Below are 14849 nucleotides of genomic sequence, written 5' to 3' on the forward strand. Positions count from 1 at the left end.
TGCGTTTATCGGGCCGTCGCGAGGACGGTGTCGGTGGACGGGGTGGTGAGGCGGGAACGGCCGAGGAGGGGAAGGACTTCCTCGCCGATTCGGTAGGCCTCCTCCAGATGCGGGTTGCCCGCGAGGATGAAGGCGTCGACGCCGAGTTCGATCAGTTCGTCGAGCCGCTCGGCGACTTGCTCGTAGCTGCCGACCAGGCCGAAGGCCGGGCCGCCGCGGATCAGGCTGAAGCCGCACCAGACATTGGGCTGGACTTCCAGATCGCGGTAGCCGGTGATGGTCTCGGGCACCCAGCCGGTGATGCGGGCGGCCCCGACGGAGTCGCCCTTGGCGGCACGGTTGGCGGCGTCACGGTCGACGAAGGCCCAGCCCTTCTCGATCTCGGCCCAGGCCGCTTCCTCGGTGTGGCGGGCGACGATGTCGATGCGGACCGCGAACTTCGGGGTGCGGCCGGTTGTTTCGGCGTTGCGGCGGACGCCGTCAAACTTGGCGCGCAGGTCGGCGTAGGGCTCGAGCCAGGACAGGTAGTAGTCGGCGTGGCGGCCCGCGGCGGCGACGGCGGCGCCCGAGGAACCGGAGAAATACACCTCGGGGAACGGCTGTCCGGCCAGGCCGGGCGGGAGGGCGGCGCCCTCGGTGCCGAAGAAGCGACCGTCGTGGTCGAAGGGCTCGCCGTCCCACACCCCGCGCAGCACGTCGAGGAATTCGCTCGTTCGCGCGTAGCGGTCGTCATGGGAAACCTTGTCGCCCCACCATAATTGGGCCGGTCCGCCGCCACCGCTGATGATGTTGTAGACGAGTCGCCCGCCGGTGGCGCGCTGCAGGCTCGCCGACATCCTGGCCGCCTGCACGGGATGGAGGAAGCCGGGCTGGAAGGCGACCATGAAGCGGTAGGTGGTGGTTTCGGCGGCGAGCGCGGCGGCCACGGCCCACGGGTCGTCGGTCACCGGAAACGAGGGCAGCAGCCCGCCGAGGAAGCCCGCCGATTCCGAGGCCTTGGCGACCGCGGCGACGTGATCGAGGTAGCTGTAGTGATCGAGTGCGCCACCGCGAATGGCAGGTGCGATATTTCCGGGCCCGTAGCCGCCCGCGTTGCCCCGGTTGTAGCGGCGCGGGGTGCGCAGGGAGGCGTGGTCGCCTTCCATGCCGATGCGCCAGTAGACGTCGATGGTCATGCGGTGAGCTCCTGCGCGGTGGTGAGTGTGCGGCCATCCGGGTCGGCGAGGAACAGCAGGTGTTCGCCCGCGCGATGGATTTCCTCGATATTGGGGTGGCCCGACAGCACGAAGGTCCGCACCCCTGTTGCCCGGTATGCCGAGAGCTGTTGGGCCACTTGCTCGTAACTGCCGACCAGGCCGATTCGCTGGGCGTGGCCGAATGCGTCGAAGCCCGCCCAGCGTCCGTCACCGAGCGCGTGTTCGGCGGCGGTATCGGGGCGCCCGAGCTCGTCCCACTGGCGGTGGACCCTGGCCCACGCTTCGTCCTCGGTCTCCCTGGCGATGATCGGCAACTCGAGACCGGCCCGCACCCGGCGCCCCGCCGAGGCGGCTCGCTGCTCCAATTCGGTGACGGCGGAGGAGATTCCGTCGGGCTGCTCGACGAACAGATGGACGTCACCGTGCGCGGCGGACAAGGCCAGCGCGGCGGGCGAAGTGCCACTCAGGTGGACGGTCGGGAACGGCAGACCGGACAGGATGCCGCGGAAGCCCCCGTCGATGACGTCGTAGTATCGGCCCGCGTAGTCGAAGCCGGTACCCGCGAATCCCGCCGCGCCGATGTCGTTCTCGTTCCAGACGCCACGCGCGACGGTGAGGAATTCCGCGGCGCGGTCGTAGCGCTCGTCGCCGGTGACGCGATCGCCGCGCGTGCGGGCCTCGGCATCGTCGGTGTCGACGGCGAGCCGCCAGTTCAGTCGGCCCGCCGAGTGGCGCTGCAGTGTCGCCGACACCTTGGCCGCGTAGACCGGTGTGCCGAAAGCGGGCTGGAATTCGACGGTGACCCGCGTGTAGCGGGTGGCGCGCAGGGCGGCGGCCGCCACGATCCAGGATTCCTCGCCGAGTGGATCGTAGGGCGCGAGCACTCCGTCGAATCCGGTCAGTTCGGCGGCGTCGACGATCTGGGCGAGATCGTCGAACGGACCGAAGCGGCCGGGCCGCACGTCGGTGGTCTCGAGGGCAGGCGTCGACGGGCCGAAACCACCTCGACCGCGCTGCCCTCGGTCGGCGCGGCGACCGTCGCCGCGGCTGGGTAGCCGCCACAGGAACTCAGTCATGCGGGCACCCGCTCGGCCGCGACGAGCTCGCGTGCGCGCGCCAACGGCTCAGGGGCGACCCAGGATTCGAGATCGAAGTCGGCGGCCAGGAACCCATGGGTATAGAGGAACTGCTTCTGCACGCCCAGCAGTTCGACGCGTTCGGCGGTGAGCGAGGGATGCAGGCCGCGATGGAACTCGTTGCCATAAGCGGCGACGACGCCGTCGGGCCCGGACAGCGTTTCGCGCTGCAAGACCGCACGCACGCCGTCGAGGTCACCCGCCGCCCAGTCGGCGGCGCGCAAGCTCTGGGCGAGGAAGCCGATGACCACCTCGGGCCGGGATTCCAGGAGATCGGCATGCACCGTGATCGGGCGCGGGGTGCCGTTGTTGACCCGCAGGTGCTTGGTGGCCGAGGCATCCAGATCCAACGCGACCCGCAGGCCGTTCTCCGTCGCCACCTCCTTGGCCCTGGCGCCCTTCACGTAGATCGCGTCGACCTTGCCATCGAGCAGTTCCGCCACACCCCAGGTCGTCGAGCGACGCGCGCTCTGGATCTCGGTGCGTACCTGCGGATCTCGCTCGACGGCGAGTTCGACGACACGAACATCGGACAGGGTCAGCCCGGCCGGGCGCAGGGCGTTGGCGAAACCGTGCAGCGCCATCGCGCGCGGGAAGCTGCGGGCCTGGTCCTGCGCCCAGGCGGGAACACCGATGCGCAGACCGGCCAGTCCCGCCGCGTCGGTGACCGGCGAATCCGGCCCGACCAGGATCGCCTGGGACTCGTCGATCCAGGTGAGACCGATCAACCGGGTCGGCGAGCCCTGCGCGCGGGCGGCCAGCGCGGGCACATTGCCACCCTCGCGGATCAGCCCGGACAGATCGTGGGAGAAGTGGTGGCCCGCGAGTTCGGGACCCGCGTCCTGGAGGACACCGAATTCGAGGCCCGCGTCGGTCGCGGTCTCGCCGAGCCAGCCCAGGCTGTGCGCGAGACCGCTGGCGGTCGGCACGGGGCAGCGGGTGTACCACAGGGTTTCGGTCATGACAGGCTCCTTGGGTGTGGTCCGACGCCGAGCTGGGCGAGGAATCGCGTGCGGTAACCGAGGGTTTCGGGTGCCGCGTGATCGCGCGGACGGGGTAGGTCGATCACCTCGTCGACGGCGAAAGCGCCGCGGTCGAGGATGATCACCCGGTCGGCGAGCCGGATCGCCTCGTCGACGTCGTGGGTGACCATGAGGACAGCGGGGCGGTGCCGGGCGACGAGATCGCCGACCAGGTCCTGCATCCGGAGTCTGGTGAGGGCGTCCAGCGCCGCGAAGGGCTCATCGAGCAGCAGCAGTTCCGGTTCGCGCACCAGGGCCCTGGCCAGTGCGGCGCGCTGCGCCTCGCCACCGGACAGCGTGGCGGGCCACTGTCCGGCCTTGCCCTCGAGCTGCACCTCGTCGAGTGCGCGCAGCCCGGCTTCGCGCTGCGGCTTGCCGCGCCGCAGCCCGACGATCACGTTGGCCAGCACTCGCTTCGACGGGATCAATCGTGGTTCCTGATACACCGTCGTTCGCCGCGAGGGCACCAATACCTCACCGGCATCCGGTGTTTCGAGCCCGGTGAGCAGGCGCAGCAGCGTGGTCTTGCCGGTGCCGCTGGGGCCGAGCAGCACCACGAACTCGCCGCGACGGATGGTCAGATCGACGCCGTCGAGCACCGTCTTCTCGCCGAACGCCTTGCGCAGTCCGGTGATCGATACCGCGACCGGTGCTTGTTTCGCCGCCTGGATCGGTGCGGCCGCTGTTGTCGTCATCGGATCGCCACCTGTTTGCGCCACGGCATCGCGTAGCGTTCCGCCAGCCGCACGAGTGCGTCGAACACCAGACCGAGCAGCGCGTAGAGCACCACGCACAGCACCATGTAGTCGGTGCGGTTGTATTCCTGGGCGAGGGTCACCAGGTAGCCGACGCCCTCCTGGGTACCGACCTGCTCGGCCGCGATGAGCGCGGTGATGCTGATCGACAGGCACACCCGCAGCGCCATCAGGATGCCGGGCAGCGCGGCGGGCACGATCACCTCGACGACGAGCCTGGTCCCGGTGAGCCCGAAACTGCGTGCCGCCTCGACCATCTTGCGATCGACATTGCGCACGCCGAGGTAGGTGTAGGCGTACATCGGCGCGGTGGTCGCCACCGCGATGAGCGCCACCTTGTACAGCTCGTCGATGCCGAACCAGGCGATGAACAACGGCACCAGCGCGAGGAACGGCACCGCGCGCACGATCTGCATGGTCGAGTCGACCAGCTCCTCGCCCAGGCTCGACAGGCCCGACAGCAGGCCGAGCAGCAGCCCGACCCCCACGCCGATCGCCACGCCCACGGCCGCGCGCCAGAACGAGGCGAGCGCGAAGTCGACCAGCTGGCCGCTGTCGAACAGTTCCACGAAGGCCGACCAGACCGCGCCGGGGCCCGCGATGACCCGCGGCGAGATGGCACCGCCGGCCGAGCCCGCCCACCAGAACAGCACGATCGCGGCGGGCAGGACGGCGCGCAGGCTCAGCGACAGCCAGCGGGGCCGCTGCCGGGCGACGCGCGCCCGGGGTGGAGCCAATGCGAGGGTGCTCATCTCACTTTTCCTTCAGTGCCGCGAGCTGTTCGGGGGTGAGTTTGGCTTTCAGGTCGTAGAAGATGTCGGCGGCGGTGATGCGGCGGGTGATGACCCCGTTGTCGGCGAAGGTGTTCACCACATCGGCCAGGTCGGTGGCATCGGCGGCGGCGGGCAGCCGGGGCACCGTGGCCTCCCCACCGACCCGGACCGCGTCGGCGAGCCGGTCACCGGTCAGCGCGCGCGGGCCGGTCTTCTCGAACACGTTCTCGAAGTCGGCGGGGGTGGCCTTCTGCTTCGCGGTCAGGCCCTGCAGGACTTCCAGATACTTCGCGGCGATATCGGGACGCTTGTCGAGGACCTCGGTCCGGAACACCACGACGGTGTTGTCCTTGGAACCGATCGACTTCTCGGTGGCGATCTCCTTCGCACCCGCGGCCTTGGCCTCCTGGTATGGCACCAGGAACGACGCCCACGCGTCGACCTTGCCGGTCGCGAACGCCGAGGCGGCGTCCTTCTGCTGCAACGGCACCCGAGTGACCTTGTCGGCCGGAATGCCGGCCTGAGCCAGCGCTTTGAGCGTGATGTACTCGCCCTTACCCGCCGGATTCACCGCGATCCGCTTGCCGACGAGACCGGCCACGGTGGTCGCCCCCGACTCCGGGGTGACGATGATGCCGCTCTGATCCTGGCCCGCAGGGTCGGCGACGGCGACGATCTTCACGCCCACGTCCTTGGACAGCGCACCGACCACGGGACTGAAGGCGGCGCCGGAGACATCGAGTTCGCCGGTGTTGAACAGCTTGAGCATGGAGCTGAAACCCGGTGTGGTGCTGACCCATTGGACCTTGGCGCCCAGTGGGGCCAGGGCGGCGTCGAAGCTGCCGTCGCGCTTGGCGACCGCGAGCGGGCCGCTGTTGCCAGGGTCGGTGACCTTGAGCACGAACGTGGGTTGTTCCCCCTGTTCCGGCGTGGAGCCACACGCCGCAATAAGGGCTACGGGGAGGATCGCGAGGGCGATCCGCGAGAAGGCCGGCAGCCTGCGGGACATCGGGGCTCCTGTTCGGGGCTGGGGGTTGATGCCTTCGCAGCGTAGGAGCGGGCGGCGGGCCGAACGAGGTATGGCTTTCCACGGATCGGAAAGCTTGACACGGCAGCAGTTGTCGTTCTATGGCGTTAATCCCCCACCACAGCGGTCATTCTTTCCATATATCGGAAGTTCTGACCGGCTACTGATCGAACGCCTGTGTTACCGTCGGTGCTGTGGAGACCTCCGGCGTGCAGACCGTGACCAGGGCCCTGTCGGTACTCGACTGCTTCCGCGGCGGCGAGGAGCGCGGGGTCTCGGAAGTCGCTCGCGCCCAAGGGTTGGCCGTCAGCACCACCCATCGACTCCTCGCCGCACTCGTGCAGGCCGGGTTCCTGGAGAAGGACGCCGAGTCCAGCCGCTACCGCATGGGCGGCGCCCTCGCCGAATACGGCCAGATCGCCTACCGCCAGCATCGGATCTACCTCGCCGAGCCCTACCTGGAACAGTTGGCCGCCACGACCGGCGCGACCTGCTCGGTGGCCACCCGCCACGGCATTCACGCCGTGCTGCTCGGTACCAGCCGGTGGCGCGAAAGCGACGGCCACGAACTGCAAGGCGTCCGACTTCCCCTGCACGCCAGCGCACTCGGCAAGGCGCTGCTCGCCTGGACCGATGCCGGGGACGACGAATTGCGTTCGCTGCCCTACGAAGAGGGCACGGAGCGATCGGTCTCGGGACCGGAGGAGCTTCGCGCCGAACTGATCGCGACCCGCGACCGTGGCTACGCGTTCAACGACCGCGAGCTCGATCCAGGGTTTCGCACCATCGGCCTGCCGATCCTCGACCCACAGGGCGGCTGCCGTTTCGCGCTCGGCCTGCGCGGACCTGTCACCTTGATGATCGACGAACGGGTGCCGTTCTTCGTCGAACTGGCCAGGGTCACCGCGGCCGAGATCGCCGCGCGGTTCGCGCAGGACTGAGCCGCGCCGAACCGATCGCGCCACATGCTGGGAAAAGGGCGCGCGGGAACAGTCGTGCGGCCGATACCTTCGATCGCGTACTGAGTCGGAGCAACGAAAGGACCTCGGTGGCTACCGATACCGCGAGCCCGGCAGTGGGCCTGCGCTCCGAACGGGGCGCGATCCTCGCCTCGCTGATGCTGTCCACCGGGCTGGTCGCGCTCGACTCCACCATCATCGCGACTGCGGTCCTCACCATCACCGACACCCTCGGCGGGTTCGCGATGTTCCCGTGGTTGTTCTCCATCTACCTTCTCGCGCAAGCTGTTACGGTGCCGATCTACGGCAAGCTCGCCGACACGGTCGGGCGCAAGCCGGTGATCCTGTTCGGCATCGCGGCGTTCGCGGCGGGATCGCTTCTGTGCGGCCTGGCCACGAGCATGGTGGCACTCATCGCTTTTAGGGCGATCCAGGGCATCGGGGCGGGCGCCATCCAGCCGATGACGATGGTGATCGCCGGTGATCTGTACACCCTGGCCGAACGCGCCAAGGTCCAGGGCTATCTGGCCGGAGTGTGGGCGAGTTCGGCCGTGCTCGGTCCACTGCTCGGCGGCCTGTTCGCCGACCATCTGAGCTGGCGGTGGATCTTTCTGATCAATCTGCCGCTGTGCGCGGTCGCGGCCGCGATGTTGGTGCGCAACTTCACCGAATCGGCGGTGCGCCGCACCCAGCGCATCGACTATCTCGGCGCGGTCCTGCTCACCGTCGGCGCAGGTGCGTTGATCCTCGCTCTGCTCGAAGGTGGTCAGGCCTGGCAGTGGACCTCGCCGATCTCGGTCACGCTGTTCGCCGGCAGCGTGGCGGTGCTGGCACTGTTCACGATCGTCGAAATGCGGACGCCGAATCCGATTCTGCCGTTGTGGATCTTCACTCGACGCGTGGTGGTCGCGAGTAGCACGGTCTCGCTGGTCGTCGGCGCCGTCGTGCTCGGATTGACCTCCTACGTACCGACTTTCGCTCAGGGTGTGCTCGGGACCACCGCCCTGGTCGCCGGGCTCGCCGTCGGTGGGCTCACACTGGGCTGGCCGCTCGCCGCGACCCTGTCCGGACGGCTGTACCTGCGCTGGGGCTTCCGGACCAGCGGCGTCATCGGCAGCACGATCGCCGTGCTCGGCTGCGCGACCACGCTGCTCGTCGGCCCGCAGACGAGCCCGTGGCAGATCGCGGCCTCCTGCTTCTTGATCGGCGCGGGCATGGGCCTGGTCGCCTCGCCTACTCTCATCGCCGCCCAGGCCAGCGCCGAATGGCACGAACGCGGCGTCGTCACCTCTGCCAACATGTTCGCTCGCTCCCTGGGCAGCGCGGTGGGTGTCGCGGTGTTCGGTGCCATCGTCAACGCGGGCATCCACGACCCCGACCACCCGGCACCCGGCGAACTCGCCCATGGCATCCACCTGGTCTTCATCGCGGTGCTCGCCATGGCTGTCGTCATGCTCGTCGCCGCCGCGACGATGCCGGGCGGTATCCGCCGACCTGAGTAGCTCAGCCGAGGGCGTCGAGCTGGTGAGTGGCCGTGTCGGAGGTGTCCTTGCGGACGAACTCGTGGCGATTCGACCTGAGCACGACGAGGTGGCCGTCGAGATCGGCATCGGCCCCGGGTTCGATCCCGAGATCCTCCCGGATCGCTCGACGCAGGACGCGGACACCGAAGCCCAGCGAGTCGTCCACGAAACCGTAGAGCGCCGCCACCGCCACGGCGTCGTTGGCGTCGATATCGATCGCGGCTCGATAGCCCACGTCGAGGCTGCGATTCACCTCGGACGCGAAGTCGAGCGCCCGGTCAGACACCACCATCTGCGCACGGGAATAGCTGTCGCGCAAGGCCTCTCGGGCCGCCTCGAGCTTCGCGAGGTCAGGAGTGTGCCCGCCGCACTTGTCGTCGAGATGGTGCCGGATCGCCGTACGACAGGAATGCGCCGTGGTGTTCAGGCTCGCGTAGACCGTCCGCTTCTCATCGGTGGCCTCTTTGCGGGTGAGCTCCCGCAATTCCTCCGCTCGATTGTCACGTTGCGCCTTCGTGTCGATTCGCTTGCTGCGAATCGCGAACACCTGGGTCACGATGCCGCCCCCGAGCGTGCCGACAACCGTGATCGAGGCAACCGCCACATTGGTCCAATCCATGGTGTCCATTCTCTCTGCACCGCAATAAAATTCACTACCGGCGCGGTTATTCCGCAGACCGACGACCGTCGATAGCTTCGTAGTCATGGTGGGAATCGGGAATTCTGAGGATCGGACCGAGGACGAGGTCGCGCGGCGCAAGCGCAGGGCAGGCTCGTTCGGAACGCAGGCGGCCGTCTACGCCGAACATCGGCCGGACTATCCGGCGGCGGGGATTCGGTGGGCGCTGGAGACGCTCGGCGACAGGGAGGGGCTCGTCGTTCTGGATCTCGGGGCGGGGACCGGGAAGCTCACCGAGGGTTTGCTCGCCGCGAAGGTCGAGGTGATCGCGGTGGAACCCGACCCGGGGATGCGGGCGGAACTCGTCCGCCTGTTTCCCGATGTGCGAGCGCTTCCCGGTGCGGCGGAGGAAATTCCGCTGCCCGATGGGTCCGTGGACGCCGTCTTCGCCGGGCAAGCCTTCCACTGGTTCGATCGAGCACGAGCCTTCCCCGAGATCGCGCGGGTGCTGCGCGCCGACGGGGTGTTCGCCGCATTCTGGAACGACAACGACCACACCGTCGAGTGGGTCGCGGGGCTGGGCAAAGTCTCTCGCTCGTCCGCGTCGTTTCCCGTGTCCTCACCCGATGACACGCTGCCCGCGCATCCGTTGTTCGCGCCGTTCGAGTCCGCCGAGTTCGCCCACAGCCAACGACGGACCGCCGAATCACTCACCGCGTCCATCGGCACCAATTCACACACGGTGGTGATCTCCGCGCGCGAACGAGCCCAGGTGCTCGCCCGGATCCTCGACTACCTGCGGACAACGCCGGAGACCGCCGATGGTGAATTCGATCTACCACTGCGCACCGAGGTGATCCGCGCGGTCCGGCTCGCGAATACACCCCCGGTGAGCGAGGATCACGCGCACGGGTGAATCCCGCTCCGGACCGCGAGATTCACCCGTGCGCGCCACCTCATCCGGGTTCGGCGACCGCCCGTGGAGCCGAATGTTGCTCCTCTCTACGCACCACATCGACGACCTCGTCGGCGGCGAATTCGACCACTCGACGAACGCGGGAATTGGCCACCGGCGCCAGATCGACGACGATGGACGCGCTCGCCGCGGATCGGGTGATCGCGGTGATGCGATCTTGGAGAAAGCCGCCGTCGGGCACGGGGACACGAATGACGTCGCCGACGGTCAGCGCTTCGGCGCGGATCCGGCCGCCGGTGCCGGTGGCGTCGTAGGTGCCGCAGCGGGTGTGGCCGACTGTCGCGCCCAGACCGCGTTCGGCGATGGTCCACCATACGGTCGCATCCGTTTCGTCCGGGCCGATTCTGTTGTGCCAGGACAGGATTCGGTCGCGCTCGGCTTCGGCTTCGGCGCGGGTCACGTGCAGCGACAGCTGGCGGCGGACCGGGGCGTTGCGCGGGCGGGTGGTGCCCGCGGCACCGTCGACGACGAGGATCCAGCGGGCGCCGACGGCTTCGTCACGCCGGGCGGTGACGCGTTTGGCCAGGGCGAGGCCCGGGGTGGCGCCGAGTCGGTCGGCGGCTTCCTCGATGCTCTCGACCAATCCCAGCGCGCGCAGCAACTCGGCGACCGACAGTTCCGAGGTGGCCAGTTCCTGGGCCAGTGCGGGCATGGGCGTGCGGCGGCGCCAGCCGATGCGGGCGCAGTGCTCGTGGCGGGTGAACCACAGGCCGCTGCGGGAGCGGCGGTGATGTTCGACGACCACCGCCCACCAGTCCCATTCCGGTTCGGCGACGAGGCGTGTGCGGATCCAGCGTTCTCGTTCGGCGGTCGGTACCCGATCCTCGGGCGGCACGAAATTGCGCAGTGCGGTGCGCACCGCACTTTCGGTGCGCCCGACCGTGATCGCCGTGCGAGCCAGATCGGCGCCCGCGCGCAGATCGTCGGCCAGTATCCGGTATTCCGATTCCCGCCAGGTGGTCCCGTGCTGGCGTGGCGGCCGTAGATCGCCGCGGTTCTCGTCACTCATCTCGTGTGCCCCCGTTCTCGCACCGCCCGGCCACCGTCGTGTCCGGGCTGGTTGTGTGACACTGGCAACGATACCGACGGGGTATGACAGAAAAGGAGTCTCTGCCAGCGGCTTTTCAGCAAACGGGGCGATCGTCTCCGAGGGTGGGTGGAAATATCGGCGGCCCGGCGCGGGTTGGCCCTTCCAGGGGCACTACACACTCGAGGAGGCTCATGAGCGCCGTCACGCTGTCGGTTCTGGATCTGGCACCGGTGCAATCCGACGCGACGGCGGGCGCGGCGTTGCACGCGACGACCCGATTCGCGCAGCACGCCGAGGAGCAGGGCTTTCGCCGATTCTGGGTCGCCGAGCACCACAACATGCCCGGCATCGCGAGTGCGGCGCCCGCGGTGGTGCTGGCGCATCTGGCCGCGTCGACCGCACGGATCACGGTCGGTTCCGGCGGGGTGATGTTGCCCAATCATCCGCCGCTGGTGGTCGCCGAACAATTCGGTACCCTCGAGTCACTGCACCCCGGACGGATCGATCTCGGGATCGGCCGGGCGCCCGGCACCGATCCGGTGACAGCGCGCGCACTGCGCCGCAGTGCCGACGGGCTCGGTGGTGACGAGTTTCCCCAGGAACTCACCGCGCTGATCAATTTCTTTCGTGGCGCCGATCCGAACGGGATCGTGGCGAGCCCCGGTCACGGCGCGGAACCGCAGGTGTGGCTGCTCGGCTCGAGTGGCTACAGCGCGCAGGTCGCCGCGGTGCTGGGTCTGCCGTTCGCGTTCGCCCATCACATCGCGCCGGACAACACCGTCGCCGCCCTCACGCTCTACCGCGACAATTTCCGGCCGTCACAGACCCTGAGCGAGCCGTACACGATCGTGGCGGCGTCGGCGATCTGCGCCGACACCGACGCCGAGGCCGACCGCCTCGCCGCACCCCGCGATCTCGCCTTCGCCAACCTGCGCTCCGGTCGCCCGCAGGCGCTGGCCACCCCGGAGCAGGCCGCGGGCTTCCCCGGGACCGATGCCGAACGCCACTTCGCCGCCCAGCGCCGGGCCGCGCAATTGCAGGGCTCGCCGGAGACGGTCCGCGCCCAGGCGGCCCAACTGCTCGATGCCACCGCTCCCGACGAGCTCATGCTCAACACCCTCGTCTACGACCTCGACGCCCGCATCCGCTCGCTCGACCTGACCAAGAAGGCGATCGAGGGCTGAGCGGACCGCTGGGGTCAGTGCAGCCGGAATCCCCTGGCGGCCAAGGACTCCCGCAGCCGGTGGCGGCCGTTGAGAGAGGCCGCCGAAGCCAGGCGGGCCAGCGTGCGCTCGGTCCACGAGAACGGCAGGCCCTGATCGGTGTAGATCTCGCCGATCCGCTGTTCGTACTCGGCGATCGGCTCGCGCTGAACGGGCAGGTCGTAGGTCTCGTGATGCAGCACCGCCGCCTGGGGTAGCCGCGGCTTGACCCTGGTGCCTTCCGCCGGGTCGGGGTGGCCGACGACCAGGCCGAAGACCGCGAAGACGTGCTCGGGCAGATTCAGTTCGGCCGCGACCGCTTCCGGGTCGTTGCGCAGGGCACCGATGTAGACGGTGCCGAGGCCGAGTGATTCGGCGGCGACCACCGCGTTCTGCGCGGCGAGCGCGGCGTCGACGAAACCGACATAGCTGGATTCGAGGTAGTCGGCGCCCTCGAGCGGTGCGCCGTGATCGTCGGCGAGCTGGCGCAACCGGGCGAAGTCGGCCGTCCAGACCAGCAGCACGGGCGCCTGCTCGATATGCGCCTGGCCGCCCGCGATCGCGGCGAGCCTGGCCCGGCGCGCGGGATCACGAACCTCGATGACGCTCCACACCTGCAGATTCGACGAGGTCGCTGCCGACTGCGCGGCCGAGACCAGCAACCGGATCGTGGCCGGCGACACGGGATCAGGGAGATAGCGCCGGACCGATTTATGCGCGTGCAGAACCTCGAGCACCGGATTCCACTCGCCCGGGATCTCGGTGGCCGGGTCCGCGTAGCGTTGCTGTACGGGGTGGGCGGGGCTCGGTGCGGTCTGCGTCATAGGGATATCGTCGACCAACGCGCCGCGTCCGTCGTCGGTAACCCTCACCGTGAACCGAAACGGTGGGCCGCGCTCACCAGGTCGATACAGTGGGATGTGGGGAGCCCTCCGACGGGTGGGACGAAAAGGGTGCGCCATGGGCAAGGTGTTCGATCGGATCGACGACAAGTTGCGGGCATTCATCACCGAACAGCCGATGTTCTTCGTCGGCACCGCGCCGTCCGTCGGCGGCCACGTGAACGTCTCTCCCAAGGGTTATCGCGACACCTTCGCGGTGCTCGACGACCACACCGTCGCCTACCTCGATCTGTTCGGCAGCGGCTCGGAGACGATCGCCCACCTGCGCGACAACGGCAGGATCACGGTGATGTTCTGCTCGTTCACCCGCACCACCCGCATTCTGCGACTCTTCGGCGCGGGCCGGGTGGTGCGCCCCGATTCCCACGAATTCGACACGCTACGTGGGCATTTCGGTACCGGCCACACCGGCATCCGATCGGTGGTGACGATCTCGGTCGACCGGATCGCCGACTCGTGCGGCTGGTCGGTGCCCAAACTCGACCTCGTCGAGGAGCGCTCCGTCCTCGACGAGGCCCATACCCGCCGCACCGACGCCGATTTCGCCCGTCGCATCGCCGGCGACAACGCCACCAGCATCGACGGTCTGCCCGCGCTGGAGCCGGACCATCCGGTGCCCTCCACGGTGTGGCGCGCCGGTCAGGACGCCGGGACCGAGGTCACCGCGATCGCCGGTTCGGACAGACTGCCGAGGTAGAGGGTGCCGTTGTGTTCGGCGACCGCGGTGACCAACGCGTAATCGGCGCCGTCGCGCTGCAGATCGTGCACGAGGGTGCCGTCGATGTCGAACGCGAGCGCCCACACCGAGCGCACGGGCGCGGGCGTCAGGCGATCGGGTAGCGCGTCGACGAGTCGTCGCAGGATGCCAGGGAGCGGAAAGAGCCTGTCCAGCAACGGGTTGCGCGGGGAGACGATGCCGACCCAGACCAGCCCGTCACTGCCGATCAGCATGTTGTCGGGGGAACCGGGCAGGTTCTCGACGACGTAGTCGGTGGTGCCCGCGCGCGGACCGGTCAGCCAGTAGCGCGTGATCCGGTAGGCGCCGGTCTCGGCGACGAGCAGACAGGAGCGGTCGGGGGCGAGCACCACACCGTTGGCGAATTGGAGACCGTCGACGAGCACCTCCAGATGCCCGTCCGGATCGCGACGAACCAACTGTCCGCTGCCGGAATGTTCCAGGATGTCGGTCATCCACTGCTCGAACGGCCACCGCCGCGACGAGATCGAGAAGTAGATCGTGCCGTCGTCGTCACGGATCACGTTGCTGGGGAACGCGATCGGCGCACCGTCGAGCTCGGCGACGACGACCTCCAGGTCCGCTCCGGCTTCGGCCAGCCGGAGGATGCCGCGACCCGCGACGCAGATCAGCAGCGCGCCGTCTGGCTCGGCGTGCATGCCCAGTGGCCTGCCACCGGCGTCGGCGATCCGCTCGACCGCACCGGTCGCCGGATCGACGCGCCAGATCGCGCCGTCCTCGGTCCCGGTCGCGATCCGGCCGTCGGGCAGCACCACGACATCCTCCGGGCCGTGACCGGGCAGCGGCAACAGCCGGGTCGGGGGCATCGGCGGATCGCTCCGGGTCCGGCGCGCACGAGCGGTGAGGCGCGGCGGAGTCCAGCGGTGCGGGCTCATGTGCATGCCCTATTGCTACCACGACAGGGATCGTCGCGGGGTCGGTGCGCGATCGCGCGATTCGGTGTCGAACAGCGACTCACACAATGAGTCTGTG

Annotated in this window: 15 protein-coding genes; 5 read left to right on the top strand and 10 right to left on the bottom strand. The window is 68.9% G+C overall.

What is annotated here, in order from left to right:
• Positions 1-5 precede the first annotated feature (5 nt).
• From NA12_RS04865 to NA12_RS04890, 6 genes are read right to left on the bottom strand one after another with little or no spacing between them, the layout of a single operon-like run.
• Positions 6-1175, bottom strand: coding sequence for an LLM class flavin-dependent oxidoreductase (locus NA12_RS04865; RefSeq protein ID WP_067446437.1), 1170 nt, complete (start codon positions 1173-1175; stop codon positions 6-8).
• Entirely contained in the window at positions 1172-2272 is a 1101-nt protein-coding gene (locus tag NA12_RS04870; RefSeq protein WP_067446440.1) for an LLM class flavin-dependent oxidoreductase, read from the bottom strand. The genes NA12_RS04865 and NA12_RS04870 overlap by 4 nt, the downstream gene beginning before the upstream one ends.
• Positions 2269-3294 (bottom strand): ABC transporter substrate-binding protein, encoded by a 1026-nt coding sequence (locus tag NA12_RS04875; RefSeq protein ID WP_067446443.1) that lies wholly within the window; start codon positions 3292-3294, stop codon positions 2269-2271. The genes NA12_RS04870 and NA12_RS04875 overlap by 4 nt, the downstream gene beginning before the upstream one ends.
• Positions 3291-4049 (bottom strand): ABC transporter ATP-binding protein, encoded by a 759-nt coding sequence (locus tag NA12_RS04880; protein ID WP_067446446.1) that lies wholly within the window; start codon positions 4047-4049, stop codon positions 3291-3293. Before NA12_RS04880 ends, NA12_RS04875 begins: the two co-directional genes overlap by 4 nt.
• Positions 4046-4861, bottom strand: coding sequence for an ABC transporter permease (locus NA12_RS04885; protein WP_067446449.1), 816 nt, complete (start codon positions 4859-4861; stop codon positions 4046-4048). Before NA12_RS04885 ends, NA12_RS04880 begins: the two co-directional genes overlap by 4 nt.
• Before the next feature lies 1 nt (position 4862).
• Complete coding sequence (locus tag NA12_RS04890; protein WP_067446452.1) at positions 4863-5891, bottom strand: NrtA/SsuA/CpmA family ABC transporter substrate-binding protein; 1029 nt, start codon at positions 5889-5891, stop codon at positions 4863-4865.
• Positions 5892-6103: 212 nt separating this feature from the next.
• Here NA12_RS04890 and NA12_RS04895 point away from each other — a divergent pair, with 212 nt between their 5' ends.
• Both NA12_RS04895 and NA12_RS04900 read left to right on the top strand, forming a co-directional pair.
• Complete coding sequence (locus NA12_RS04895; RefSeq protein WP_067446455.1) at positions 6104-6850, top strand: IclR family transcriptional regulator; 747 nt, start codon at positions 6104-6106, stop codon at positions 6848-6850.
• Between the two features lie 107 nt (positions 6851-6957).
• Positions 6958-8370 carry an MDR family MFS transporter gene (locus NA12_RS04900; RefSeq protein ID WP_067446458.1) on the top strand — a complete coding sequence of 471 codons (1413 nt, stop codon included), beginning with the start codon at positions 6958-6960 and terminating at the stop codon, positions 8368-8370.
• A 1-nt stretch (position 8371) separates the two neighbouring features.
• Here NA12_RS04900 and NA12_RS04905 read toward each other — a convergent pair whose 3' ends face one another.
• Positions 8372-9010, bottom strand: a complete 639-nt coding sequence (locus tag NA12_RS04905) for a hypothetical protein (RefSeq protein WP_132369870.1) — start codon at positions 9008-9010, stop codon at positions 8372-8374.
• An 85-nt stretch (positions 9011-9095) separates the two neighbouring features.
• Here NA12_RS04905 and NA12_RS04910 point away from each other — a divergent pair, with 85 nt between their 5' ends.
• On the top strand, positions 9096-9926 hold the full coding sequence (locus NA12_RS04910; RefSeq protein ID WP_067446464.1) for a class I SAM-dependent methyltransferase: 831 nt from the start codon (positions 9096-9098) through the stop codon (positions 9924-9926).
• A gap of 40 nt (positions 9927-9966) precedes the next feature.
• Here NA12_RS04910 and NA12_RS04915 read toward each other — a convergent pair whose 3' ends face one another.
• Positions 9967-10995: a hypothetical protein gene (locus tag NA12_RS04915; RefSeq protein WP_067446467.1), complete on the bottom strand. Its 1029-nt coding sequence runs from the start codon at positions 10993-10995 to the stop codon at positions 9967-9969.
• Between the two features lie 212 nt (positions 10996-11207).
• Here NA12_RS04915 and NA12_RS04920 point away from each other — a divergent pair, with 212 nt between their 5' ends.
• On the top strand, positions 11208-12200 hold the full coding sequence (locus NA12_RS04920; protein ID WP_067446470.1) for an LLM class flavin-dependent oxidoreductase: 993 nt from the start codon (positions 11208-11210) through the stop codon (positions 12198-12200).
• Between the two features lie 14 nt (positions 12201-12214).
• Here the strand turns inward: NA12_RS04920 and NA12_RS04925 are convergent, their stop codons facing one another.
• The gene (locus NA12_RS04925; RefSeq protein WP_067447486.1) at positions 12215-13042 is read right to left on the bottom strand and encodes an NADPH-dependent oxidoreductase; all 828 of its coding nucleotides are present in this window, start codon (positions 13040-13042) and stop codon (positions 12215-12217) included.
• 136 nt (positions 13043-13178) lie between these two features.
• On the opposite strand from NA12_RS04925, the gene NA12_RS04930 reads away from it, so the two are divergent.
• Positions 13179-13817, top strand: a complete 639-nt coding sequence (locus tag NA12_RS04930; RefSeq protein ID WP_067446473.1) for a pyridoxamine 5'-phosphate oxidase family protein — start codon at positions 13179-13181, stop codon at positions 13815-13817.
• On the opposite strand, the gene NA12_RS04935 is transcribed toward NA12_RS04930, so the two are convergent.
• Positions 13760-14683 carry an SMP-30/gluconolactonase/LRE family protein gene (locus NA12_RS04935; protein ID WP_067447488.1) on the bottom strand — a complete coding sequence of 308 codons (924 nt, stop codon included), beginning with the start codon at positions 14681-14683 and terminating at the stop codon, positions 13760-13762. The two genes, NA12_RS04930 and NA12_RS04935, sit on opposite strands and share 58 nt — an antisense overlap.
• Positions 14684-14849: the final 166 nt, after the last annotated feature.

The sequence above is a fragment of the Nocardia alba NBRC 108234 genome, assembly GCF_001612665.1.
In the GTDB taxonomy this organism is placed as follows: Bacteria; Actinomycetota; Actinomycetes; order Mycobacteriales; family Mycobacteriaceae; genus Nocardia; species Nocardia alba.

Coding starts and splice junctions, on each gene's coding strand:
- NA12_RS04865 (WP_067446437.1), bottom strand. CDS start 1,175: ATGACCATCGACGTCTACTGGCGCATCGGCATGGAAGGCGACCACGCC.
- NA12_RS04915 (WP_067446467.1), bottom strand. CDS start 10,995: ATGAGTGACGAGAACCGCGGCGATCTACGGCCGCCACGCCAGCACGGG.
- NA12_RS04880 (WP_067446446.1), bottom strand. CDS start 4,049: ATGACGACAACAGCGGCCGCACCGATCCAGGCGGCGAAACAAGCACCG.
- NA12_RS04930 (WP_067446473.1), top strand. CDS start 13,179: ATGGGCAAGGTGTTCGATCGGATCGACGACAAGTTGCGGGCATTCATC.
- NA12_RS04875 (WP_067446443.1), bottom strand. CDS start 3,294: ATGACCGAAACCCTGTGGTACACCCGCTGCCCCGTGCCGACCGCCAGC.
- NA12_RS04935 (WP_067447488.1), bottom strand. CDS start 14,683: ATGCCCCCGACCCGGCTGTTGCCGCTGCCCGGTCACGGCCCGGAGGAT.
- NA12_RS04870 (WP_067446440.1), bottom strand. CDS start 2,272: ATGACTGAGTTCCTGTGGCGGCTACCCAGCCGCGGCGACGGTCGCCGC.
- NA12_RS04890 (WP_067446452.1), bottom strand. CDS start 5,891: ATGTCCCGCAGGCTGCCGGCCTTCTCGCGGATCGCCCTCGCGATCCTC.
- NA12_RS04925 (WP_067447486.1), bottom strand. CDS start 13,042: ATGACGCAGACCGCACCGAGCCCCGCCCACCCCGTACAGCAACGCTAC.
- NA12_RS04910 (WP_067446464.1), top strand. CDS start 9,096: ATGGTGGGAATCGGGAATTCTGAGGATCGGACCGAGGACGAGGTCGCG.
- NA12_RS04885 (WP_067446449.1), bottom strand. CDS start 4,861: ATGAGCACCCTCGCATTGGCTCCACCCCGGGCGCGCGTCGCCCGGCAG.
- NA12_RS04920 (WP_067446470.1), top strand. CDS start 11,208: ATGAGCGCCGTCACGCTGTCGGTTCTGGATCTGGCACCGGTGCAATCC.
- NA12_RS04905 (WP_132369870.1), bottom strand. CDS start 9,010: ATGGATTGGACCAATGTGGCGGTTGCCTCGATCACGGTTGTCGGCACG.